This is a genomic window from Flavobacterium sp., from assembly GCF_036782315.1.
Lineage (GTDB): Bacteria > Bacteroidota > Bacteroidia > Flavobacteriales > Flavobacteriaceae > Flavobacterium.
The window spans coordinates 155,745-180,333 of the sequence record NZ_DAIPZK010000002.1; the positions used below are offsets into that span (position 1 = coordinate 155,745).

20 protein-coding genes are annotated in these 24,589 nt (G+C 32.1%); 5 read left to right on the plus strand and 15 right to left on the minus strand.

What is annotated here, in order from left to right; genetic code table 11:
* Positions 1 to 4 precede the first annotated feature (4 nt).
* The 6 genes from V7P59_RS02555 to V7P59_RS02580 form a co-directional block, all read right to left on the minus strand.
* Positions 5 to 625, minus strand: coding sequence for a DEAD/DEAH box helicase (locus tag V7P59_RS02555; protein ID WP_333808510.1), 621 nt, complete (start codon positions 623 to 625; stop codon positions 5 to 7).
* 108 nt (positions 626 to 733) lie between these two features.
* On the minus strand, positions 734 to 1,897 hold the full coding sequence (locus tag V7P59_RS02560; RefSeq protein WP_333808512.1) for a sigma-54-dependent transcriptional regulator: 1,164 nt from the start codon (positions 1,895 to 1,897) through the stop codon (positions 734 to 736).
* Positions 1,898 to 1,987: 90 nt separating this feature from the next.
* Positions 1,988 to 3,286, minus strand: coding sequence for an ABC transporter permease (locus tag V7P59_RS02565; protein ID WP_333808514.1), 1,299 nt, complete (start codon positions 3,284 to 3,286; stop codon positions 1,988 to 1,990).
* A 2-nt stretch (positions 3,287 to 3,288) separates the two neighbouring features.
* Positions 3,289 to 4,209 (minus strand): ABC transporter ATP-binding protein, encoded by a 921-nt coding sequence (locus V7P59_RS02570; protein ID WP_333808516.1) that lies wholly within the window; start codon positions 4,207 to 4,209, stop codon positions 3,289 to 3,291.
* Between the two features lie 163 nt (positions 4,210 to 4,372).
* Positions 4,373 to 5,500 (minus strand): molecular chaperone DnaJ, encoded by a 1,128-nt coding sequence (gene dnaJ / locus V7P59_RS02575; RefSeq protein ID WP_333808517.1) that lies wholly within the window; start codon positions 5,498 to 5,500, stop codon positions 4,373 to 4,375.
* A 51-nt stretch (positions 5,501 to 5,551) separates the two neighbouring features.
* Positions 5,552 to 6,091 carry a nucleotide exchange factor GrpE gene (locus V7P59_RS02580; RefSeq protein ID WP_442902410.1) on the minus strand — a complete coding sequence of 180 codons (540 nt, stop codon included), beginning with the start codon at positions 6,089 to 6,091 and terminating at the stop codon, positions 5,552 to 5,554.
* 177 nt (positions 6,092 to 6,268) lie between these two features.
* Between V7P59_RS02580 and V7P59_RS02585 the strand changes: the two genes are divergently transcribed.
* On the plus strand, positions 6,269 to 6,934 hold the full coding sequence (locus V7P59_RS02585; protein WP_333808522.1) for a YceI family protein: 666 nt from the start codon (positions 6,269 to 6,271) through the stop codon (positions 6,932 to 6,934).
* A gap of 30 nt (positions 6,935 to 6,964) precedes the next feature.
* Here the strand turns inward: V7P59_RS02585 and V7P59_RS02590 are convergent, their stop codons facing one another.
* Both V7P59_RS02590 and V7P59_RS02595 read right to left on the minus strand, forming a co-directional pair.
* A complete protein-coding gene (locus V7P59_RS02590; protein WP_333808523.1) occupies positions 6,965 to 7,870 on the minus strand; it encodes a TIGR01777 family oxidoreductase in 906 nt (301 codons plus the stop codon).
* Positions 7,871 to 8,002: 132 nt separating this feature from the next.
* A complete protein-coding gene (locus tag V7P59_RS02595) occupies positions 8,003 to 8,458 on the minus strand; it encodes a DUF4442 domain-containing protein (protein ID WP_333808525.1) in 456 nt (151 codons plus the stop codon).
* Positions 8,459 to 8,690: 232 nt separating this feature from the next.
* On the opposite strand from V7P59_RS02595, the gene V7P59_RS02600 reads away from it, so the two are divergent.
* The 4 genes from V7P59_RS02600 (at position 8,691) to V7P59_RS02615 (ending at position 12,632) form a co-directional block, all read left to right on the plus strand.
* Positions 8,691 to 9,020, plus strand: a complete 330-nt coding sequence (locus tag V7P59_RS02600; RefSeq protein WP_026724567.1) for a PadR family transcriptional regulator — start codon at positions 8,691 to 8,693, stop codon at positions 9,018 to 9,020.
* 5 nt (positions 9,021 to 9,025) lie between these two features.
* Entirely contained in the window at positions 9,026 to 10,762 is a 1,737-nt protein-coding gene (locus V7P59_RS02605; protein WP_333808529.1) for a PspC domain-containing protein, read from the plus strand.
* Between the two features lies 1 nt (position 10,763).
* On the plus strand, positions 10,764 to 11,489 hold the full coding sequence (locus V7P59_RS02610) for a head GIN domain-containing protein (protein WP_333808531.1): 726 nt from the start codon (positions 10,764 to 10,766) through the stop codon (positions 11,487 to 11,489).
* A 306-nt stretch (positions 11,490 to 11,795) separates the two neighbouring features.
* Positions 11,796 to 12,632: a GIN domain-containing protein gene (locus tag V7P59_RS02615; RefSeq protein WP_333808533.1), complete on the plus strand. Its 837-nt coding sequence runs from the start codon at positions 11,796 to 11,798 to the stop codon at positions 12,630 to 12,632.
* Between the two features lie 65 nt (positions 12,633 to 12,697).
* Here the strand turns inward: V7P59_RS02615 and V7P59_RS02620 are convergent, their stop codons facing one another.
* From V7P59_RS02620 to V7P59_RS02650, 7 genes are all read right to left on the minus strand, one after another.
* Entirely contained in the window at positions 12,698 to 14,962 is a 2,265-nt protein-coding gene (locus V7P59_RS02620) for an aconitate hydratase (RefSeq protein ID WP_333808535.1), read from the minus strand.
* A gap of 114 nt (positions 14,963 to 15,076) precedes the next feature.
* On the minus strand, positions 15,077 to 17,848 hold the full coding sequence (locus V7P59_RS02625; protein ID WP_333808824.1) for a bifunctional aconitate hydratase 2/2-methylisocitrate dehydratase: 2,772 nt from the start codon (positions 17,846 to 17,848) through the stop codon (positions 15,077 to 15,079).
* A 280-nt stretch (positions 17,849 to 18,128) separates the two neighbouring features.
* Positions 18,129 to 19,238 carry an acyltransferase family protein gene (locus V7P59_RS02630; protein ID WP_333808537.1) on the minus strand — a complete coding sequence of 370 codons (1,110 nt, stop codon included), beginning with the start codon at positions 19,236 to 19,238 and terminating at the stop codon, positions 18,129 to 18,131.
* 40 nt (positions 19,239 to 19,278) lie between these two features.
* Positions 19,279 to 20,232, minus strand: a complete 954-nt coding sequence (locus V7P59_RS02635; protein WP_194094863.1) for an AAA family ATPase — start codon at positions 20,230 to 20,232, stop codon at positions 19,279 to 19,281.
* Between the two features lie 106 nt (positions 20,233 to 20,338).
* A complete protein-coding gene (locus tag V7P59_RS02640) occupies positions 20,339 to 21,697 on the minus strand; it encodes a peptidylprolyl isomerase (RefSeq protein WP_333808541.1) in 1,359 nt (452 codons plus the stop codon).
* Entirely contained in the window at positions 21,681 to 22,496 is an 816-nt protein-coding gene (locus V7P59_RS02645) for a hypothetical protein (RefSeq protein ID WP_333808543.1), read from the minus strand. The genes V7P59_RS02640 and V7P59_RS02645 overlap by 17 nt, the downstream gene beginning before the upstream one ends.
* Before the next feature lie 37 nt (positions 22,497 to 22,533).
* Complete coding sequence (locus V7P59_RS02650) at positions 22,534 to 24,501, minus strand: peptidylprolyl isomerase (RefSeq protein ID WP_333808544.1); 1,968 nt, start codon at positions 24,499 to 24,501, stop codon at positions 22,534 to 22,536.
* Between the last annotated feature and the right edge of the window lie 88 nt (positions 24,502 to 24,589).

Sequence of the window (24,589 nt, forward strand, 5' to 3'; positions counted from 1 at the left end):
TTTTTTATTCGTTATCGTCCATTTCAAAAAATAAAGGTTCAATCATTATTCTGTCGGCTAAAACTTCCACTCTTTCGGTAATTTGAGAACAGAAGAATAAACGTTGGGTTTTCTCCGCACTCATAGAAAGTCTTTGGATAATAGCATCTTCTCGTTTACGCAACATTTCATCCACATCATCTACCACAAACATTTTAATAGTCGTCATATTAAATCCTGCTGATGAAAACATTTCATTGATACGGATAGGCGTTCCAATTAAAACATCCATACCCAAAGAAATTTGGTTTTTATCGTAATCGATATCGCCTTTTTCATGCACTCCAAAAACTCTTAAATTGTTATATCGATTGAATTTCTTGAACGTTTCAACAGCTTCTAATACTTTTTCTTTGTCTTGAACTAGAACTAAAGCGCGTGTACTTTCACCAACTGGCTTTTCCATTTTCTGAATCACATTCATCAAAATAGTAGTTGTTTTACCAGAACCATTAGGCGCTTGAATAACGGCATCAACACCACTCTTGATGGTTGAAAAAGTCTCTTGTTGCAACTCATTAGCTTCGATAAAATCGTTTTCAATAAGTGCTTTCTGAAGGTTGGGATTTATTTTTTTTAACTGCATTATTTTGGTTTCGGGTTTCGGGTTTTGGGTTAAGAGTTTCTTGTTTCGACAAATAAATAATTATTTCAAAACCTCAAACTCGTAACTTTAAACTCGCAACATTAAATATTATTTACTCGCAAACAGTTTTACATCTTGTTCGGAAATTTCATTTCCGCCTAAAATAATTAAACGTTCAACTACATTTCGTAATTCACGGATATTTCCTGTCCAATCGTATTCTTGTAATAATTTGATGGCTGATTTTGAAAAAGATTTTGGAGAAGTTCCTTGTTCCGAAGCAATCTTAGCAGCAAAATGCTCTATCAACTCTGGAATATCTTCTCTCCTATCATTTAAAGCTGGAACTTTAATCAAAATTACCGCTAATCTGTGATACAAATCTTCTCTGAATCGTCCTTCTTCGATTTCTTTTTTCAAGTCTTTATTCGTAGCTGCCACAACACGAACATTCACTTTTATATCTTTATCAGCACCAACACGTTGAATCAAATTTTCTTGTAACGCGCGTAAAACTTTAGCTTGAGCTGATAAACTCATATCGCCAATTTCATCTAAGAAAATAGTTCCGCCATCAGCTGCTTCAAATTTTCCTGCTCTATCTTTCACAGCCGAAGTAAAAGCACCCTTTACGTGACCAAATAATTCGCTTTCAATTAATTCCGATGGAATAGCTGCGCAGTTTACCTCGATAATAGGAGCAGATGAACGTTCGCTTCTTTCGTGTAATTGATGTGCTACTAATTCTTTTCCAGTTCCGTTTGGACCTGTGATTAAAACTCGGGCATCAGTTGGAGCTACTTTTTCAATCATCGTTTTGATGTGATTGATAGCTTCGCTGTTTCCTATCATTTCGTAGTTTTTAGAAACTTTCTTTTTCAAGATTTTGTTCTCTACTACTAATTGTTTTTTGTCTAATGCATTTCGAACCGTATTCAATAAACGGTTCAAATCGGGCGGTTTTGAAATGTAATCAAAAGCTCCTAAACGCATCGTATTTATAGCTGTTTCCAAATCGCCATGACCTGAAATCATCACCATTGGAATTTCGGGTTTTATTTTTTTAACGGCTTCTAATACTTCTACACCGTCCATTTTTGGCATTTTAATATCACAAAGAATCAAGTCATAATCTTCATTTTTGACTTTTTCAACTCCTTGCAAACCATCTTCTGCTTCTTCAACTTTATACGAATCATTTTCTTCGGAAAGTATTTTTACTAATACTCTTCGAATTGCTGCTTCGTCTTCTATAATAAGGATTTTACTCATTCTTTTTTAGGTTAGAAGTTTATGAGGTTATAAGTTTAAGAGGGTTTCGAAAACTTTTAAACTCCTAAACAATAAACTTTTAAACTTACTTTAATATTTCAACCATTTAAATAATTCTTTCCAACTTGGTTTTTTCCCGTACATTAAAATACCAACTCGGTAGATTTTTGCGGCAAACCAGACTACAAAGATAAACGTTCCGTACAATAAAACGATAGAAAGTGCTAATTGCCATAATGGCACTCCAAATGGAATACGCATTAACATTACAATTGGCGAAGTTAACGGAATTAAAGAAAATACAACTGCTACCGTTCCGTGTGGATCATTCATTACGGTTAAAAACCCAACATAAACTGCCAACATTAACGGCATGATGATTGGCATTAAAAATTGTTGAGAATCGGTTTCAGAATCAACTGCGGCTCCAATAGCTGCATAAAATGAACTGTATAAAAAGTAACCTCCAATAAAGAAAATTACAAATGAAACCACAATAGTTAGAACTGGAATTTCAGCAATATAAAGTTGAAGCTTATCAACAAAACTCATTGCTACCTCAGCTTGTTCTGCTGAAACTTGAGCGGTAGTGACAGCTTCTTGTTGACCACCTAAAACTGCGGATAAGGAGAACATTAAAATAACTCCGAGTACAATCCAAATTAAGAATTGTAAAATTCCTGCTAATGAAGTTCCGATGATTTTTCCCATCATCAATTGGAAAGGTTTTACCGAAGAAATAATAATTTCAATAATACGATTTGTTTTTTCTTCGATAACACTTCGCATTACCATATTTCCGTAAATGATGATGAACATCATGATTAAATATCCGAAAGCAAAACCAATTCCGATTTTGATTTCATTTAAGAATTTCAATCCGTTTTCACCTGAAAACTTTGCAAATTGTACTTCCGATTTAATTTTAGCTTTTTCAATTTTTTCAGCATCAAAACCTAATTTTTTCAGATTTTCTTTGTTTAATTTGGTATCGATAACTTTTTGCAAATTCATAAGAAAATCCATTTTTGGACTATCATCTGAAATGTAGGTTGTTTTAGTGGCCAATTCTTCTACATTTTGAACTTCTGGCACATAAATTAATCCTTCAAAAGCGTTGCTTGCCGAATCTTTTGCCTTATCATAAGACAAATTGGAAAGATTCACATATTTAATATCTTCTGAATTTTTGAAATCGTTGACAAATATATTGGCTCTGTCGTGAACTCCAATTGTTTTAATATCGCCTTTATTTACACTTGATAAATACGCAATTAAAAACGTCATTCCCACAATCAATAACGGACCTAAAAAAGTCATTACGATAAATGATTTATTGCGCACTTTTGCAATAAATTCTCTCTTGATAATTAAAGATAATACGCTCATGATTATTGACTTACGGTTTGAATGAATATATCGTTAACAGTTGGGATTTTTTCCATAAAATGAGTCACTTGACCAAATTGTGTTAAAATGGAAATTAATTCATTTGAAGAATGATTTTCTAAATGAACTTCTAATTTCAAATCATCATTTAACGACTTGAAGTTGGTTTGACCAATGGTAAATTTCTGAGTTAAACTTACCATTAAACCTTCAATATTATTCGTTAAAATTCCAACTTGATAAATATTAGTACGATGTTGACGTTTTACATCATCTAATTTTCCTTCGATAAGCTTGTTAGACTTGTGAATCAATGCAATATAGTCGCACATTTCTTCTACCGATTCCATTCGGTGCGTAGAAAAAATTACCGAAGTTCCTTTTTTATTCAATTCGATGATTTCGTCTTTAATTAAATTCGCATTCACTGGGTCAAAACCAGAAAAAGGTTCGTCTAAAATCAACAACTTAGGTTGGTGTAAAACTGTTACAATAAACTGAATTTTTTGCGCCATACCTTTAGAAAGTTCTTGGATTTTCTTATCCCACCAACCTTGAATTTCGAACTTTTCAAACCAATATTTTAATTGTTTTTTTGCTTCTGCTTCGGGCATACCTTTTAATTGTGCCAGATACAAACATTGTTCACCCACTTTCATGGTTTTATACAAACCACGTTCTTCTGGCATATAACCAATATGCTTTACATGATCTGGATTTAACTTTTCGCCATCTAAAAAAACAACACCACTATCAGGCATAGTAATTTGGTTGATAATACGAATTAAAGATGTTTTTCCAGCACCATTTGGCCCTAAAAGTCCATAAATACTACCTTTTGGAACTTGAAGTGAAACATTATTTAAAGCGGTGTAATCACCATATTGTTTCACTACATTTTGTACTTCAAGAATATTGCTCATATATAAAAAGTAAGATTTTGTGTTGTTAGTAAGTAGTAAATATACGGATTTTGTTACAAAAAAAACCCACCCTTTATTGCTAAAGGATGGGAAAAATTGCTATGAAAAAGAAAAACTCACTTCCCTAAGAAAGTGAGTTTCAAATGTATTAATATTTATTTAATTATGAAAACATATCTTTAACTTTTTCAAAAAAAGATTTATCCGACTTTTCTGGTTTGGGGATAAAGTTTTCATCTGTAAGCATTTTCTCAAAAAACTGTTTTTGTTCTTTATTTAACGTTTTTGGTGTCCAAACATTAACGTGAACGAGCAAATCTCCATTACCATAAGAATTTAGACTTGGAATTCCTTTTCCTTTTAAACGAAGAATTTTACCTGATTGAATTCCTTCTTCTAATTTAATCCGAACTTTTCCAGAAACGGTATCAATTTCTTTAGAAACTCCTAATGCTGCTTCTGCAAAACTGATGTATAAATCGTAATGTAAGTTTTCGCCTTCACGTTTTAAAGATTCGTGTTCGATTTCTTCAATAGCTACAATTAAATCTCCTGGAATACTGTTTGTACCTGGTGCTTCATTACCTTTTCCAGCCACTTTTAATTGCATTCCATCCACTACTCCAGCTGGGATTTTGATTGAAACTGTATCGTCTTCTAACAACATACCTTGAGCATCTGCTCCAGCAGGTTTTTGATCTAAAATTTGACCAGAACCGCTACACACATGACACGTAGTTGCCGTTTGCATTCGACCTAAAATCGTATTGGCTACTTTCATAATTTGTCCTGAACCATTACAAGTTGGACATGTTCTGTAAGTAACACCTTTAGCTTGAACTTTACGTTTAACTTTTACTTTCTTTTCAACTCCATTTGCAATCTCTTCTAAAGTCAATTTTACTTTGATTCGAAGATTACTTCCTTTAACACGGCGTTGGCCACCGCCACCAAAACCACCTCCAAAGCCAGAGAAACCTCCACCTCCAAAAGCACCTCCGAAAATATCACCAAACTGGCTGAAGATATCATCCATATTCATGTGATGACCTCCACCAAAACCACCATTTTCAAATGCTTGATGCCCATATTGATCATAGCGAGCCTTTTTGTCAGGGTCGCTCAATACTTCATATGCCTCAGCTGCCAATTTGAAATTTTCTTCAGCTTCTTTGTTACCAGGATTTTTATCTGGGTGAAATTCGATTGCTTTCTTGCGGTACGCTTTCTTAATTTCCTCAGGTGTAGCACTTTTAGTGATGCCTAATATTTCGTAAAAATCTTTTTTCATTATAACTTTGATTAAAATTAGACGCGATAAATCGCATCTGTACAGTAAAAATTATTGTCCGATTACAACCTTTGGAAAACGGATGATTTTATCACCTAATTTGTAACCCTTTTCAATTACATCAACGATTTTACCTTTTAAATCTTCTGATGGAGCTGGAATTTGAGTAATTGCCTCAGCAAAATCAGCATCAAAGGCATCACCAACTTTTACTTCTACTTCTTCTAATCCTTTAGAAACTAAAGTTGATTTTAATTTATCATGAATCAATTGAACTCCTGTTAATAAAGCTTCTTCCTGTGTTTTAGAAATTTGAGCCCACGCTCTATCAAAATCATCTAAAACGGGCAACATAGCTTGTAAAACCTCTTGATTAGCCGTTCTAAATAAATCAATTCGTTCTTTAGCAGTACGCTTTTTATAATTTTCAAATTCAGCAAAAAGTCTTAAAAATTTATCTTTTTCTTTCGCTAATTCTTCTTGTAATTGCTCTTCAACTGTTAGTTCAGGAGCATTAATCTCTTGATTTTCTGAAACATTCTCAGTGTTGATATTTTCCTTTTCGATGTTTTCAGTACTTTCTTGACTCATATTTTTAAAAATTTTTTTAAACATTTTTACTTTAGTAAATGTGATTGCAAATGTATTGCCAAAAGTTATAAAATGTCAAATTGTCAGCAAATTTATTAAAAGTTAAATTTTAGCAACTTTTTAAGAAAGTATAAAGAACTTAAAAACTAAGTTTGTATAAACCAAAAAAATAAAAACATGAAAAAAAGTATTTTAAGTTTATTAGTTTTGGCTAGCATTTCAATGAATGTGGCTTGTAAAGGAGACAAAAATGAAGCTGGAGAAGCTGGAGAAGTTGCAACAGCATCTGCAGAAAGTACAACTTATGTTGTTGACACAAAAACTTCTGTTATCGAATGGATTGGTTCTAAACCAGCAGGTAAACACAACGGAACAATCAATCTAAAATCGGGAGAAATTGCAGTGAAAAACGACAGCATTCAGAGCGGAAAATTTATAATCGATATGAATTCGATTGTCGTAACCGATTTAAAAGCAGGTGACGGAAAAGAAGATTTAGAAGCGCATTTGAAAGGAACTGGCGATAAAGAAGGAGAAGATCATTTCTTCAACGTAGGTAAATTTCCAGAAGGAATATTCGAAATTACTTCTATAACTTCTGAAAACGGAAAAGCTACTGTAAATGGGAACTTAACTTTAAAAGGAGTTACTAAACCAGTTAAATTTCCTGCAACTGTTAATTACGAAGGAAATAACATGACATTAACTACTGATTCTTTCCAAATCAATAGAACGCATTGGAATGTAAATTACGCTTCTAAATCTATCTTTGATGATTTAAAAGATAAGTTTGTTAATGATGAAATTGAATTGGTTGTGAAATTGAAAGCAACAAAACAATAAAAAAAGAAACCGCCACAAAAATGGCGGTTTTTATTTTAGTAAATCATTCAAAGCTTTGTCAAGAGATGCAAACTTAAATTGAAAATTCAAATCGAGTAATTTTCTACAACTTACATGTTGACTAGAGAATAAAATTTGGTGCATTTCGCCTAACATTATTTTCATAACAAATTGAGGAATATTAGGTAAAAACAAGGGCTTGTTTAATGTTTTAGCAATTGCTTTGGTTAGTTCAGAATTTGTAACGGGGTAAGGTGCAACACCATTGTAAATCCCCTCTAGCTGATTTTGTATTGCAAATTGAAAAATAGCTACCAAGTCTTTAATATGAATCCATGATTGATATTGTTTACCCGAACCAAAAGCAGCACCAACACTCATTTTTATTGGTTTTACCATTTCTTGGAGTGCTCCACCATTTTTAGCTAAAACGATTCCAATTCTAATTTTAGCTACTTTAATATGTAGTTTTTCAAATTGATTCACTTCATCTTCCCATTGTTGTACCACATTACCTAAAAAGGTATCATCTACTTGTAAATCGGTTTCATGATAAATGTAGTTTAAATCGTCAGGGTAAATACCAATAGCCGATGCAGAAACAATATGTTTTACTTGGTGCGAATTTTTCTGAAGAGTTTTGTAAAGCAATCGTGTGGAAAGTACTCTACTTTCAATAATTTCTTGTTTATATGCAGGCGTCCATTTTTTTGCAACACTTGCACCAGCTAAATGAACTATTACATCAACATTTGTTAAAGCATTTGTGTCGATTTCAGCTTTTTTTGGATTCCAATAAAAGCCTTTGTAATTATTCTGTAAAACTAATTTTGATTTTGAAGTAGACAAATAATGAACCGTATATCCATTTTGAAGCAATAAATTAACCAATTCATGTCCAACCAAACCTGTAGCTCCTGTAATTAATACTGTCATTTTCTTTTTCCTTTTTCTCAAATTTACCATCAATAAATTAAGTATGAAAGCAAATTAACTTATGTTTAGGATTAGTTTTAAGTTGGGAGTTAGGAGAAGAAAAGTTAAATCTAGTAATCTAAACTCATTACTCTAACCTCTAACTTTAATTGTCCATTGAAATTGCATTTCAGAAACTTGCTCGTCTTTTTCGTTCTTTCCTATTGAAGTTAACCAAATAGTTTGTCCTTCATGTGTATCGATAGCTTTCTGAATGGTATCTTTTATTAAGTTTCCTTGATTACAAGTAAAAATAATTCTTCCTGTAGCCTTTTTTGTAAAGATGCTTTTATTTTGAGCTACTAACATCGAAATACTTTTGCCGCTTTGTTTGATTTGCAACATGACTAAAGCTCCAGTAGTAAACTCTGCAGCCATAGCTTGCACCGCAAAATACATGGAGTTAAAAGGATTTTGATTGAACCAACGATGCTTTACAGTAACCTCACAAACTTCTGATGAAATTGATTTTACTCTTACCCCACTCCAAAAAGCAGAAGGCAATTTAAAAAACATAAAAGCATTTAATTTTGATGGTGTAAACTGCATATTGTATTGATTTTGTTGTAAAAATACAAAAAATACTATGCATTCCTATTATTTTTTTATTTGTTAATTTTTTGTTAAAAATTAGTACTATGCGTAACATAATACCTGTTTTTAGACTTATCTTTGTATAAGAAAATAATAGGTAATCTAATTTTCAATCATCAAATCAATCAATGCGAAAGCAAAATGAATCAAAAAATGAACAGTCTAATTAAAAAAAACAAGTGGAATTATGAACATTGAAAACACTAAAGCACAAATGCGAAAAGGTGTTTTAGAATTTTGTATCTTATCTGTCTTAAAAGAAAAAGATGCATACACTTCTGAAATATTGGATACGCTAAAGAATGCTAAATTATTAGTTGTGGAAGGCACAGTTTACCCACTTCTAACCAGATTAAAAAACGATGGATTATTAAATTATCGTTGGGAAGAATCAACATCGGGACCACCAAGAAAATATTACGGTTTAACCGATGAAGGCAAAGAATTTTTACAAGAATTAAATGGCACCTGGAAAGAATTATCAGATGCAGTAAATATAATAACAAGTCAAAACTAAAGGTCATGAACAAAACAATAAGTATAAATTTAGGAGGTTTTTTCTTTCACATTGACGAAGATGCCTATCAAAAATTATCGCGTTATTTTGATGCGGTGAAACGTTCACTTTCGCCTGATGGAAGAGACGAAATAATGAAAGATATCGAAAGTCGCATTGCGGAACTTTTTCAAGAACGTTTAAAAAACGAAAAACAAGTTGTAGGATTAAGCGAAATTGAAGATGTAATTGCCATTATGGGACAACCAGAAGATTATAAAATTGATGATGAAAAATCAACTTATCAATCTAGTTCATCATCTTCTACCAATTTTTATTATCCTACAAAAAGATTATATCGTGATAAAGAAAATGGAATGATTGGTGGTGTAATGGCAGGATTAGGTCATTATTTAGGAATTGATGCATTATGGTTACGAATCATTATGGTGATTTTATTCTTCGGGTTTGGAACAGGTTTATTTGTTTACATCGTATTATGGATTTTGGTACCAGAAGCAGTTACTACAACTCAAAAATTAGAAATGAAGGGAGAACCGATAACCATTTCCAACATCGAAAAAAAAGTAAAGGAAGGTTTTGACGATATTGCTTCTAAATTTAGTAATATCGATCATGAGAAAATCGCTAACACAGCTAAATCAGGTGCTACTAGAATTGGTTCAACCATTGAAGAAGTTATCACAACTATTTTTAAGGTATTTGCAAAATTAATAGGCTCTTTCATCATATTTTTCTCAGGAATTGCATTGTTAGCTATCATTATAACGAGTATCATCATGATATTTTCATCAACAATGCCAGAGAACTATATTTTAAATCATATTAATACACCTATTGGTTTAGAAACTCCGCTTTGGGTTCAAGGTATTTTATTATTGCTAGGTTTTGGAATTCCATTATTTTTCTTACTGATTTTAGGATTAAAACTAATGGTAAACAATTTGAAATCAATAGGTAATTATGTTAAATATAGTTTGTTAGCCGTTTGGATTATTGCTATTGGAATTATTATTTCATTAGGAATTAACGAAGCTTCTCAATTAGCATTTGATGGAAAATCGGTTCAAAAAGAAGTAATTGCAATTGGTTCGACAGATACTTTAAAGATTAAATTCAAAAACAATGATTTTTATTCGAAAAGCAATTATAGAAATCATGATTTCAAGATAACACAAGATGAAAACGATAATGAAATTATTTATTCCAATAATGTTAGTATTGAAATTAAGTATACAGATGAAGCAACTCCATATATGTTAATTGAAAAAATTGCTAACGGAAAATCGACTTTACAAGCTAAAAAAAGAGCAGAAAAAATAAAATATAATTACAAGATTGAAGGAAATACAATTATCCTAGACAATTATTTATTAACTGCTGTAGAAAATAAATTTAGAGGTCAAGAAGTGGAAATCTATTTGTACTTACCAAAAGGAACTCTCTTTCAAACCGACGAAAGCTATAGCAATTATGACAGAAGTTATTATGATTTTTTCGATGAAAATGAATACGATACAAACAATCCAGTTTATAGAGTTGATGCTGATAAAGTAAGATGTTTGAATTGCGCATCATCTGAAAACAATGAAATAAGTGTTGAAATTAAGACTAATGACACATCTGCTTCTATTTATTATGACGAGAATGGAGTTTTAGTAAAGAAAAATGTAACTACCAATAAAGATAGCATTCTAAATAAAATAATTCAGGATGAGATTAATAAATCTAAAAAGAAATAACATGAAAACAACACTAAAACTAGTTGCTCTTTTATTTACTCTCATTTTAACTTCTTGTAATGCCAATTTAAATTTAGGTGATGGTATAGATGGAAGCGGAAATATAATCACTGAAAAAAGAAATATTGCAACACCTTTTACGAAAATTGTAGCAAGTTCAGGAATAGAAGTAATCTTAGAGCAAGGAACACCTACTGAAGTGGAAGTAAAAGTAGATGACAACCTAATGGAATACATTGTAACTAGAGTTGAAAACGGAACTTTGATTGTAAAAATTGATAGAAATATCAACACCATGGAAAGCGCAATTGTTCGTGTAAAAACAAATACCATTGAAGGTTTAGAATCATCTAGTGGTGCTAGTATTAAAACAATTAATAAGTTGAGCGGAACAATCATAGCATTAAAAACCAGTAGCGGAAGTACAATTAATGCTGATGTAGAATACGAAAAAGTAAGCTGTGAATCAACAAGTGGAAGCGAAATTAAAGTAAGCGGAAAAGCTTTAACACTAGATACCAAATCGTCAAGCGGAAGCGAAATTGACGCTAAAGATTTAGCCGCTAACGAAATATTTGCCCAATCAACTAGCGGAAGTAGCACGACTGTAAATCCAATTGTATTATTAAACGCAAAAGCATCAAGCGGTAGTTCTATTGACTACGTAAAAGAACCTAAAAAAGTTGTTAAAGAAGAATCTTCTGGAGGAAGTATTTCTAAAAACTAATTGATTTAACAAATAATTAGTATATAATTAACAGCTTTATTTTGAACGTTTTATAAATTTACACTTATTATTACAACTAAAACCCAACGATTATGATCAAGTTAATCATACACCTTGCAGAATTGGTTTTTACCTTTATAGTAAACATCATAGAGTCTATTATATAATAACAAAGCATCAGTTCAAACTGGTGCTTTGTTGTTTTTTTACGATTTGAAATCAAAGGAAATTTATTATTTTCTTATTCTGAAAAAATAAATTTGGAACAAATTTTGTGTATGTTTGTGATATCAAAACATCATAAAAATGACAAAAAAAATATCGTTTCTATTTACACTTTTATTTCTTGCTAGTTTTGCTGTAGCTCAAAAAAAAGAGAAAATTAAAGGTTCAAAAATTGTAACCGTTTCGGTTAAAGAAATCCCTACTTTTGAAAACATTGAGATTAACGATAATTTCGAAGTCTTTCTTGTAAAAGGAGAAAAAGCCTCATTAGAAATTGAAGCAGACGACAATCTTCATGAAATAATTAACTACGAAGTTGCTGGCGGTACTTTAAGAGTTACCTCATTGAGAGAAGCATCTGGAGCAAAGAAATTTGCATTGCGAATTAACTACACATCAGATTTAAAATTAATTACTGCAAAAAACGAAAGTTCTATCAAAGCTCTTGCTGATTTAGAACTTGAAAATGTTACCATAAAAAATTACGACAATTCTAAATCCTTTCTAAATGTCAAAGCCAATTATTTTGCTTTGGTTTTGAATGATAAGTCTGAGGCAGAAATTAATGTTAAAGCAGATAATACTTCGTTAGAACTAAGTAAAAATGCAGAATTAAAAGCATTAGTTACTTCTCCAGAATTTAAACTGGATATGTACCAAAAAAGTAAAGCCGAAATAGAAGGAAATGTTAACAATGCTAAAATAAGAATTGATAATTATGCTGCTTTAACAGCAAAAAAATTAGTAATTTCTACTTTAGACATAGTGTGTGAAAGTTATTCAAAATGTTTTATCAATGTTGCCAACTCCCTAACACTAGCAGCTTCTGGTAAAACCGAAATTGAATTATTAGGTGAACCAAAAATTCAAATTAATAAGTTTACTAATAATACTACTTTATATAAGAAAGAAAAATAATTTTTAATAATAATGAAAGGGATAGATTTTACTTCTATCCCTTTTTGTTTATATACAATTTAAAATTACGCTTTACCAGCCGCAATTAAATTCAATGCTGAACCCGCTATAAACCATCCTATTTGACTTTCATTATACGTATGATTTGCCATAATGATATCTTTAGAACCATCTGCATGAACAAATTCTAATGTTAGCGGTTTCCCTGGAGCAAACTCAGTTAGATCTAAGAAATTAATTGTGTCGTCTTCTTGAATTTTATCATAATCTGCTTCATTGGCAAAAGTTAAAGCTAACATTCCTTGTTTCTTCAAATTAGTTTCGTGAATACGCGCAAATGATTTTACTAAAACTGCTTTTACACCTAAATATCTTGGTTCCATAGCTGCATGCTCACGTGATGAACCTTCTCCATAATTATGATCTCCCACAACTATCGATGGAATTCCGGCTGCTTTGTAAGCCCTTTGTACCTTCGGCACTTCGTCATAAGCTCCAGTCAATTGGTTTTTAACCGAATTTGCTTTATTATTGAAAGCATTTTCAGCACCAATCAACATGTTGTTCGAAATATTATCCAAATGTCCGCGGAAACGCAACCATGGTCCAGCCATCGAAATGTGGTCGGTTGTACATTTTCCGAACGCTTTAATTAGCAATTTTGCTCCTGTAATATTTTTTCCGTCCCAAGCTGGGAATGGATCCAACAATTGTAAACGATCAGATGTTGGAGAAACCACGACTTCCACAGAAGAACCGTCTTCAGCTGGCGCCTGAAAACCAGGATCTTTAACATCAAAACCTTTAGTTGGTAATTCATCTCCAAAAGGCGGATTCAATTTTACAGCTTCTCCTTTATCATTAATTAAAGTATCGGTTATTGGATTAAAATCTAAACGACCTGAAATTGCTAAAGCCGCTACCATTTCAGGAGAAGTTACAAAAGCGTGTGTATTTGGATTTCCATCAGCTCTTTTTGAAAAGTTTCGGTTGAACGAATGCACGATGGTATTTTTTTCTTGTTTGTCCGCTCCTTCTCTATCCCATTGTCCGATACAAGGTCCGCAAGCATTAGTAAATACTTTAGTTCCCATTTTTTCGAAATCGGCAATGATTCCGTCTCGTTCAATCGTATATCGAATTTGTTCTGAACCTGGATTAATTCCAAATTCTGCTTTCGGCGAAATTCCGTGAGCAACTGCTTGTCTTACAATCGAAGCAGCACGCGACATATCTTCGTAAGACGAATTGGTACAAGAACCAATTAATCCCCATTCTACTTTTATTGGCCAACCGTTAGCTTCTGCTTCTGCTTTCATTTTTGAAACTGGTGTTCCTCTATCTGGAGTAAATGGTCCGTTAATATGTGGTTCTAATTCTGACAAATTAATTTCAATGAGTTGATCAAAATATTTTTCTGGATTGGCATAAACTTCGGCATCAGCAGTTAAGTAAGAAGCTACTTTATCAGCTGCATTTACCACATCTTGACGACCAGTTGCTGCTAAATAGCGTCGCATCGAATCATCGTAACCAAATGTTGAAGTGGTCGCTCCAATTTCAGCACCCATGTTACAAATGGTTCCTTTTCCGGTACACGACATCGATTCGGCACCTTCACCGAAATATTCAACAATAGCGCCAGTTCCTCCTTTTACGGTTAAAATATCTGCTACTTTTAAGATTACGTCTTTAGGTGCAGTCCAACCGTTTAATTTACCTGTTAATTTTACTCCAATTAATTTTGGAAATTTTAATTCCCAAGACATGCCTGACATCACATCAACCGCATCTGCACCACCAACTCCAATGGCTAACATTCCCAAACCACCAGCATTTACGGTGTGTGAATCGGTTCCAATCATCATTCCGCCAGGAAAAGCGTAATTTTCTAGTACAATTTGATGTATAATTCCCGAACCCGGTTTCCAAAAACCAATTCCATATTTATTAGAAACAGAGGATAAGAAATCGAAAACCTCTTTTGATTGTTTATTAGCGAAAGCCAAATCAATTTCTGCACCTGATTTTGCTTGAATTAAATGGTCACAATGTACAGTTGTTGGAACAGCTACTGTTTTCTTTCCAGCATGCATGAATTGTAGCAAAGCCATTTGTGCTGTAGCATCCTGACAAGCCACTCTATCGGGAGCAAAATCAACATAATCTTTACCTCTTGTAAAGGCTTGCGTTGGCATTCCTTCCCACAAGTGCGAATACAAAATCTTCTCAGATAAAGTCAAAGGTCGCCCCACCAAATCACGAGCTTTATCCACTCGCTCTGCCATAGTAGCGTAGACTTTTTCAATCATTTCAATATCAAATGCCATAGTAATTTATTTTGTTTGTTATTTAATCCTACTAATTTACAAAAAAATAGACATATAAAAACAAAAAAAGCCCAAGTTAAAACTTGAGCTCTTAGATTTGATATTTAGGTTTACTTATCCTACTAACAATTTGTGTGATGGAGCAAACTTAGTTAAGTTAATGCCTTCTACTGCTTGTTTGTATTCTTCAATTGAAGGTGTTCTTCCTAAAATTGTTGATAAAACAACTACTGGAGTAGATGATAATAGCGATTCTCCTTTTTTCTCTGCAGAATCTTCTACAACACGACCTTGGAACAAACGAGTTGATGTTGCCATTACCGTATCTCCTTTAGACGCTTTTTCTTGGTTCCCCATACAAAGGTTACAACCTGGACGCTCTAAATACAACATGTTTTCATATTCGGTACGAGCAACAGCTTTTGGCGCATTATCATCAAATTCGAAACCTGAATATTTTTGTAATACTTCCCAATCACCTTCAGCTTTTAATTCGTCAACAATGTTGTAAGTTGGAGGCGCAACTACTAAAGGCGCTTTAAATTCGACTTTCCCTTGTTGTTTCTCAATATTTTTCAACATTTGAGCTAAGATTTTCATATCGCCTTTGTGAACCATACAAGAACCAATGAATCCTAAATCTACTTTTTTATCACCTCCGTAGAAAGAAAGTGGACGAATGGTATCGTGTGTATAACGTTTTGAAACGTCTTTATTGTTGACATCTGGGTCAGCAATCATTGGCTCCGCAATTTGATCTAAATCTACTACCACTTCAGCATAATATTTTGCATTTGCATCTGGACGTAAAGCTGGTTTTTCACCTGAACGGATTTCTGCAATACGTTGGTTTGCTTTATCGATTAATCCTTGAAGCACACGGTTTTTGTTATCCATGCCTTTGTCAATCATGATTTGGATTCTTCCTTTTGCAATTTCTAAAGATTCGATCAACGTTTCATCTTCAGAAATACAAATAGAAGCTTTTGCTTTCATTTCAGCAGTCCAGTCTGTAAATGTGAAGGCTTGGTCAGCCGTTAATGTTCCAATGTGAACTTCGATAATTCTTCCTTGGAATACATTTTCTCCGCCAAATTGATGTAACATTTGCGCTTGTGTAGCGTGAACCACATCACGGAAATCCATATAATCTGGCATGCTTCCTTTGAAAGTCACTTTTACCGATTGTGGAATTGGCATAGAAGCTTCTCCAGTTGCTAAGGCTAGAGCCACAGTTCCTGAATCCGCACCAAAAGCTACCCCTTTAGACATACGTGTATGAGAATCACCTCCAATAATGATAGCCCATTCATCAACAGTAATATCATTTAATACTTTGTGAATAACGTCTGTCATGGCATGGTAAACACCTTTAGGATCACGAGCTGTAATTAATCCGAAATCGTTCATGAATTTCATTAATTTCGGGATGTTAGCTTGTGCTTTTTTATCCCAAACCGATGCTGTATGACAACCAGATTGGTACGCTGCATCAACAATTGGAGAAATCACAGTAGCGGCCATCGATTCTAATTCTTGAGCCGTCATCAAACCAGTAGTATCTTGCGAACCAACAATGTTTACGGTAACACGAACATCAGAACCAGCGTGTAATACTTGTTTAGAAATAGTTCCAACAGCATTTTTGTTGAAGATTTTCTCCACTGCTGTTAATCCTTGACCTTCAATGTGAATCTCTTTTGAAGGAGCATATACTAGAGGCGCATCGATTCCTAAAGTTTTAGCAGCAAATGTTTGTAGTTTTTTACCAAAAACGATAGCATAAGAACCACCTGCTTTGATAAATTCCATTTTTTGTGGTGTGAATGATCTTGAAATATCAATCAACTCTTTGTCACCGTTATATAATTTTTTAGTTTTTGTATTGATAGTTAAAACCGTTCCAGTAGCAACTGAATATACTTGTTCTAAAATTGGTTCCCCATTTTCATCACGAACTAATTCACCGTTTGCATCTGTTTTTTTAACCCAGTTTTTCAAATCGATTCCAATTCCACCAGTTACGTCAACTGTAGTTAAGAAAATTGGAGAAATTCCGTTAGTTCCACCTACGATTGGGGCAAAATTTACGAATGGAACATAAGGACTAGCTTGTTTTCCTGTCCAAAGCGCCACGTTATTTACACCCGACATACGAGAAGAACCAACTCCCATTGTTCCTTTTTCAGCAATCAACATTACTGATTTATCTGGATGTTGTGCTTGTAAGGCTTTAATTTCCTCTTGCGCTTGAGGCGTAATCATACATTTTCCGTGTAATTCACGATCAGAACGCGAGTGCGCTTGATTACCTGGAGATAATAAATCGGTAGAAATATCACCTTCCCCAGCGATGAAAGTTACTACTTTAATTTCTTCTGGAACTTCTGGAAGTTTTGTGAAAAATTCAGCATTTGCATAACTTTCTAAAATATTTTTTGCAACTGCATTACCTTTTTCAAAAGCTTCTTTAATTCGAGCCATATCAGCATCGTATAAGAAAACTTGTGTTTTTAAAACTTCAGCTGCTTGAGTTGCAATATTGGAATCATTTCCTAAAGCTAAATCTAACAAAACCTCAATTGATGGCCCACCTTTCATGTGAGACAACAATTCAAAAGCAAAAGTTGGAGTAATTTCAGCTACTGCTTCTTGACCCAAAATAATCTCTTTTAAGAATTTTGCTTTAGCACCAGCTGCAGGAGTGGTTCCTGGCAAAGTATTATAAATAAAAAACTTCAAACAATCTTCTCTGTTGGTGTTGTTTGTATCTTTGATTTGAGCAATGATTTCGTTTAATAAATCAGCACTATCAATTGGTTTTGGATGTAATCCTTGACCTTTTCTTTCTTCGATTTCTTTAATGTATTCGTTATAAAGATTCATTTCAGCAGCTAATGCCATACTATAAATAAGTTAATTAGTGTTTGTTGTATTTTTTTTGTGGCACAAAATTAATAAATCTTAATCAAATTTAAAAATTTTTAATAAAAAGCCTAAATAAAAGAATTATTATTTATAAAGATTCTATTTTAGTATTTATTTTTCAATAAAATAGAGTAAAATGAAAATATATTGAATAATTCGTAATTTAAAATCAAAGTTTTATTAAATTATCAAAAAACGATATCCAATTTTAAAAGAGTATCAAAACGAAGCGACAGAATCATCTTTTATCTCTCCAATTCAGGATTGGTTTTTCATAAAATCTGTACAAAATGTAAGACAATAAAAAAGTTATGACAAGGTAAATAAAAGTAAAAAAGTGATGTTCTGCTGTAGACATCTGTGAAGTATCCATAAAAACCTTCAACAATTGAAGTATAATACTATAATGAAGCAAATAAATAGAATAGGAAATTTTACTAATTAATTCGATTGGGTACAAAATTGCACTAGTATAGGTTTTCCATTCGGAAAAAAAAGGAAGTAAAAATGCAAAAGCGATTGAAGTAATAGGTAAATACAAAACGTTCCAGAAAAACGGATTTTTTTCGATTGTCAAATTCAACGGAAGAATTCCGAACATTAAAAAAAATAAAATTCCAAGTCCTATGAAAGCAAAAACAGTTTTTGAATTCTTCCAAAACTCACTAAAATTCAATGAAATCCAAGCGAATAAAACTCCGATCAAAATAGCATCAATCCTATAAATTAAAACTGATTTTAAATTCAAATTCCATTCTGATATATTCGAAATGTTAAATTGAGAATGATAATAAAATTTATTCATCCAGAAAACTAAAATCAAAGCTACTATTACCAATAAAAATAATTTCGATTTATTTTTTACTTTAATTAATCCCACAAAAAACAATGAAAACGGCAGCAGCAAATAGGTATATTCCTCAATTGACAAACTCCAAGATTCTGGAAAAAAAGCGGGAGATTTTGAATTGAAATTTTGTAAAAAAACAAAATAACTTTCCAAATTTTCAATTGAAAAACCAAGAAAAAAAGCAATTCCGATATTAACAAGCAAAACAAAATAATAATTGGGCAATGTTCGAAACCAGCGCCTTTTTAAAAAATGAAAAACTGATTTTAAAGTATAATTTTCATTTATAAATGATTTATACAGAATTGAACCAATCAAAAATCCACTTAAAACGAAGAAAAGTTCTACGCCCCAAAAACCAAAAAGTTCGAACAATGTTGGGATAAATGAATTACTTTTTGGATAAATCCAAAGCACATGGGAACAAACTACCATTATAATAGCTGTAGCTCGTAATACATCTAAACCGAAGATTCTTTGTTTTAAATTGGGTTCCAAATTGCTTTATTGAATGACTAAAGTAATAAAAAAAAGCTGTTTAAAACAGCTTTTTAATAATATCATCTTCCGAAATTCCTTCGGCGTCGGCTTTATAATTTTTTACGATTCTGTGACGAAGAATTCCAACGGCAACCGCTTTTACATCTTCGATATCAGGAGAAAATTTTCCATTAAAAGCAGCGTTAGTTTTGGCTGCTAAAATTAAGTTTTGGGAAGCTCTTGGTCCTGCACCCCAGTCGATATACGTTTTTACAAATTCGTTTGAAAGTGGGTTATCTGGACGAGTTTTACTTACTAAAGAAACCGCGTATTCAATAACATTGTCAGCTACGGGTAACTTACGAATTACATTCTGAAAATCGATAATTTCTTGAGCTGTAAATAAAGCATTTACTACAGGTTTAAAATCAGACGTTGTTGCTTTTACTACATTTACTTCTTCTTCAAAACTTGGATAATCTAATTTTACGGCAAACATAAAACGATCTAACTGCGCTTCTGGCAACGGATATGTTCCTTCTTGCTCAATTGGGTTTTGCGTTGCTAATACAAAATAAGGTAAATCTAATTTATAATGATGTCCGGCAACCGTTACTGCACGCTCTTGCATTGCTTCTAATAATGCAGCTTGTGTTTTAGGTGGCGTTCTATTGATTTCGTCTGCCAAGATAATATTAGAGAAAATAGGTCCTTTAATAAACTTAAAATGACGATTTTCATCCAAGATTTCACTTCCCAAAATATCAGAAGGCATTAAATCAGGTGTGAACTGAATTCGTTTGAAATTTAACCCTAAAGCTTGCGAAATGGTATTTACCATCAAAGTTTTTGCTAATCCGGGAACACCAATAAGCAAAGCATGTCCACCAGAAAAAATACTCATTACAATTTGATGTACTACTTCATCTTGACCTACAATGACTTTTGCAATTTCTTGTTTTAATGCTTTTTGTCTTTGAACTAATTCCTGAATGGCTGCTACGTCTGACATATTAAAATTTGAATTTAGAATTCAGAAAAGTGAATAAAATTAATAATGTACTAAAATAAGAAAAAAACTCATAAAAAACCCTCTGAAAACTCAAAGGGTAAGTTAATTATTTTTTTAACCAATTGTTTGTGAAATCACAATCTTTATAATCATCTGAAATCTTAATATAGGTTTCTTTGATTTTTTCTTCGCTCCATTTTGCAATTTCTTTAATTTGCTTGTCTCTTAACGCTAATTCTTTGATTTTTAAATAATCTTTTGCAAAATCGGCTTCGTGCTCTTCCGTTCTGTTATTCACAGTGATGATTTTATAAAATTTCCCACCACCACTTTTGTCTTCATCTAAAATAGGCAAAGAAATTTCTCCATCTTTTAATGATGAAACTTGAGCATATAATGCTGGATCCATTTTGGTTAATTCAAAACGAGGCTCCATCGTTCTAGGATTCAACAACACTCCTCCATTATTCTTCGTTTCTTTTTCATCTGATGAGGATTTTGCAGCGTCAGCAAATGTGATTTCTTTATTTAAAATTTTTGCTCTTATAGCTTCAATTTTTGCTTTTGCATCTTTCATTGCTTGATTAGATACTTTTGGAGAAATTAAAATGTGTCTTAATTCTACCTCTTGCCCTCTAATTTTGTCAACCATAATAATATGATATCCAAACTCTGTTTCAAATGGCTCAGAAATTTCACCTTCTCCTAAACTAAAAGCTACTTCTTTAAACTCTTTTACAAAAGAAGTTTTTCGATTGATTTTATAATAACCTCCGTTTGAACTTGATCCTGGATCTTCAGAAAATAAAACAGCTTTACTAAAAAAGCTTGAACCATTTAATACATCACGACGAATTTCATTAAGTTTCTCTACTACTCTTTTTCTTTCCTCATCTGTGATAACAGGTTTTACTACGATTTGAGCTACTTCCATTTCGGCACCAAAGGTTGGAATTTCATCTTTTGGAATATTCTTGAAAAAGTTTCTTACCTCTTCTGGAGTAATTGTAACATTGTCTACAATTTTCTTTTGCATTTGAGAAGTAAGCTTATTCATCTTGATAATTTCAAAGAAGTAAGACTTAAATTCTTCTACATTTTTCTTCTTGTAAAACTTAACTACTTTATCTAATGATCCCACTTGTTGCACCATAGCATCAATTTGCTCATTCATAAAACTGTTCACTTCAGCATCTGTTACTACAATACTATCTTGAATAGCATGGTGTGCATACAACTTATCTTCTAATTGTTTTCCAAATAATTCGCAACGAGTAATGTTTTTTGTATTTATTCCTTGTGCTCTTAACTGAATAATTTCTAAATCGATATCAGAGTCTAATACTACATAATCTCCTACTACACCAATCACTCCATCCACTTTTTCTCTTTTCGACTGAGCAAAAACAGTTGTGGATACTAAAATGAAAAGGGAAAAAAGGATTTTTTTATTTATAAATTTCATACTTGTTGTCTTTGATGGCGTCATTCGTAATCTCTTTTTCTATTGTATTTATTAAATCTAACTTTCTATTATTAATGATAATTTGTTTTATTGTGGGTTTTAAAAATTCTAATGGCGTTGGGCTATCTTTTGGTAAAACATTATTTACTTTAACTAACCAAATCGTTGTAGAATCAGGATATTGAAAATTCATTCCACTTGAAATATATTTTTGCTTATTCTCTAAATTGATAAACGGAATTTTCTCATAAACCTGATTGATATCTACCCATATAGAATCATTAAAAGCATAACTTTTGAATTGAACTGCAAGCTGTTCTAACTCTTTTCTATCTTTTTTGGTAAAGGAACTAAACTTTGATTTAATTTTTGCAAATTTTGGATTTTCTTTAACTAAATTAATGTAACGCAACTTGACTAATTCTGATGAATTTTTGAAATATTGTTTATTCTTAGCATAATATTCTTCAATTTGCCCATCTGTTACTACCGTGTCTATTTGTCTGACTACCAAACTTTCAATATAAGCTTTCGTATATAGATCTACCTTATACTGATCAATTAGCATATTAAATTCTGCTACTTTATCTTTTCCAATATTACGCTCAGCAGCTTCAAACAATAATTTTTGAGTTGCCCATCTGTCTATAAAAGATTTTACAATAGCAATACTATCTTTTTTAGAAGTACCCTTAGGTACTAAATCAACTATGTCATCTTGGAATAAATAATTTTCACCTAAACGCGCAATAGCTTTTGGTTTCTTTGGCGCTCTAAAATAATCGCACGAAAGAACCATTGTGGAAATAAAAAATATTGTTATCCAATACTTCATATTATTTAACTAATTGCTGTTTTACTTTTGCAAAAACGTCATTATTTACGCTGATTTGGAATTCTTTTTTTAATTCATCTACCCAATTATTCTCTAGGTATTGTTGGTAATCGCTAATAACTTTCCCTTTACAATCGATAAACTCTTTTGGTCCCGCTTCTTTCGTATCTTTAACATTAACCACAAAATAGTATTTATCTTTATTAACAATTGAAGTTACGCCTGGTTTAACATTTGAATATTGAGACAAAACATCATAATCTTCTTCATACAAACCTGATTTTGCCATAACATTGACTTTCCCATCTTTATTTAACTTCTCTTTAATATAATCTATAGACTTACCTTTTTTAAGAAAATTTTGTGCTTTTTCAATAGTTACTTTATCTGTTGATGATAAAATATCTACATTATATCTTTTTTTCCATTGATATTTATCAAGGTTTGCTCTGTGATAGCTCATTAAACCAGTTGTATCTGATTTTGCTCTGTTCCAAATTTCTTTTTCCATCAAATCAAATAACAACAAACCATCGCGATATTCATCCATAACATAACGGAATTCTGGAAATTCGTTTTCTAAATTCTCATTGTAGTAACCAATCAATTGCTCATCGGTAAATTTCTCAAACAATTCATCTACTAATTTAGTTAATGGCTTTGTTTTGATATTAGATTTTTGTTGCGAATACACAAAATTTAAAAATACAAGAGTTGAAACTTTATAAGTTTTATTAATCGTTAAAATGGTTATATTACCATCTTTTGTATTAGCAGGTACTTCCCACGTTTGAGAATAAAATGCATCGGTTACAACTTTTTTTACTTGTGCCAATGCTTTTGCATCTTTAGCAATAGTATATTTATTTCTAAGTTTTTTGGCTAATGAATTGGTAATTAGTAAAGAACGCTCATCTTTTCTGATTTTATCTTCTAATTCTGCTTTCATATCATCTAACGAACGTACAGGATGTTTATCAATTAACTTTACAATATGCCATCCAAATTGCGATTGAAAAGGTGCTGAAATATCATCTTTCTTAACCAAACTAAAAGCTACATTTTCAAACTCTTCAGAACTTAATTGACCTGACCCAAAACGTTGTAAAACTCCACCTTTTGAAGCTGATGATTTATCTTCAGAAAATTGTTGTGCTAAACTTTCAAAACTTTCTCCTTGTTGAATTTTTTTATAAATATCATCAATTGTTGCTTTGGCTTTTTCATTTTGAGCAGCATCTGAAACATTTGGTTTAACAATCATAATGTGTGCCACTGTAACTTCTCCTCTATTTTGTCTCTTATCTACCACTTTTACTAGGTGATATCCAAAACGCGTACGGAATGGTTTTGAAACCTGACCCACTTTAGTTTTATAGGCTGCATTTTCAAATGGATACACCATTCTAAAAGCAGAAAAATAACCTAAATCACCATTATTTTCTTTTACTGATGGATCTTCCGAAGTTTGTTGTGCTATCGCAATAAAATCTTCTCCGCTATCCAATCTTTTTTTAATTTCGATAATTCTGTTGTACGCCTTTAAAGTATCCTGAGGTGATGCCCCTTCATCCACCAATATTAAAATATGAGAAGCTCTTACTTCTTGTTGCAATCTATCATAAGCTTCACGAACCAACTCATTTGTAACCTTAGAATCGTTTAAATAATTTTTTGACAATTGATTTCTGTATGATTTCAATTCGTTTTGGTAAGTAGTACCATACTGCAAACCTAATTTGTTTGCTTTTTCAACTTTTAATTTATAACCTAAAAATAATTCCAAATACTTGTCTAAATCTTTCTGAGAATCATCTTTAACCAAATCTAAATTTTTATTATAAACTCTTGTAAATTCATCAGTGTAATACGGATGATTGTCAATCGTAAATAAAACTTCTTTTGTTTGGGCAAACAAAAATGATTGAACAAGTAAAAAAACAAAAATAAGTAGGCGATTAATTTTCATATTAATTTATACATTTTAAGTTGTAATCGACAAAAATAACAATTCATCACTATTCCACAACATTTATAAACGACTATTAACAGAAAAT

Bases quoted from the DNA above. Each gene is read 5' to 3' on its own strand.
- V7P59_RS02555 (WP_333808510.1), bottom strand. From the start codon at position 625: ATGCAGTTAAAAAAAATAAATCCCAACCTTCAGAAAGCACTTATTGAA.
- V7P59_RS02560 (WP_333808512.1), bottom strand. From the start codon at position 1,897: ATGAGTAAAATCCTTATTATAGAAGACGAAGCAGCAATTCGAAGAGTA.
- V7P59_RS02565 (WP_333808514.1), bottom strand. From the start codon at position 3,286: ATGAGCGTATTATCTTTAATTATCAAGAGAGAATTTATTGCAAAAGTG.
- V7P59_RS02570 (WP_333808516.1), bottom strand. From the start codon at position 4,209: ATGAGCAATATTCTTGAAGTACAAAATGTAGTGAAACAATATGGTGAT.
- dnaJ (WP_333808517.1), bottom strand. From the start codon at position 5,500: ATGAAAAAAGATTTTTACGAAATATTAGGCATCACTAAAAGTGCTACA.
- V7P59_RS02580 (WP_442902410.1), bottom strand. From the start codon at position 6,091: ATGAGTCAAGAAAGTACTGAAAACATCGAAAAGGAAAATATCAACACT.
- V7P59_RS02585 (WP_333808522.1), top strand. From the start codon at position 6,269: ATGAAAAAAAGTATTTTAAGTTTATTAGTTTTGGCTAGCATTTCAATG.
- V7P59_RS02590 (WP_333808523.1), bottom strand. From the start codon at position 7,870: ATGACAGTATTAATTACAGGAGCTACAGGTTTGGTTGGACATGAATTG.
- V7P59_RS02595 (WP_333808525.1), bottom strand. From the start codon at position 8,458: ATGCAGTTTACACCATCAAAATTAAATGCTTTTATGTTTTTTAAATTG.
- V7P59_RS02600 (WP_026724567.1), top strand. From the start codon at position 8,691: ATGAACATTGAAAACACTAAAGCACAAATGCGAAAAGGTGTTTTAGAA.
- V7P59_RS02605 (WP_333808529.1), top strand. From the start codon at position 9,026: ATGAACAAAACAATAAGTATAAATTTAGGAGGTTTTTTCTTTCACATT.
- V7P59_RS02610 (WP_333808531.1), top strand. From the start codon at position 10,764: ATGAAAACAACACTAAAACTAGTTGCTCTTTTATTTACTCTCATTTTA.
- V7P59_RS02615 (WP_333808533.1), top strand. From the start codon at position 11,796: ATGACAAAAAAAATATCGTTTCTATTTACACTTTTATTTCTTGCTAGT.
- V7P59_RS02620 (WP_333808535.1), bottom strand. From the start codon at position 14,962: ATGGCATTTGATATTGAAATGATTGAAAAAGTCTACGCTACTATGGCA.
- V7P59_RS02625 (WP_333808824.1), bottom strand. From the start codon at position 17,848: ATGAATCTTTATAACGAATACATTAAAGAAATCGAAGAAAGAAAAGGT.
- V7P59_RS02635 (WP_194094863.1), bottom strand. From the start codon at position 20,232: ATGTCAGACGTAGCAGCCATTCAGGAATTAGTTCAAAGACAAAAAGCA.
- V7P59_RS02640 (WP_333808541.1), bottom strand. From the start codon at position 21,697: ATGAAATTTATAAATAAAAAAATCCTTTTTTCCCTTTTCATTTTAGTA.
- V7P59_RS02645 (WP_333808543.1), bottom strand. From the start codon at position 22,496: ATGGTTCTTTCGTGCGATTATTTTAGAGCGCCAAAGAAACCAAAAGCT.
- V7P59_RS02650 (WP_333808544.1), bottom strand. From the start codon at position 24,501: ATGAAAATTAATCGCCTACTTATTTTTGTTTTTTTACTTGTTCAATCA.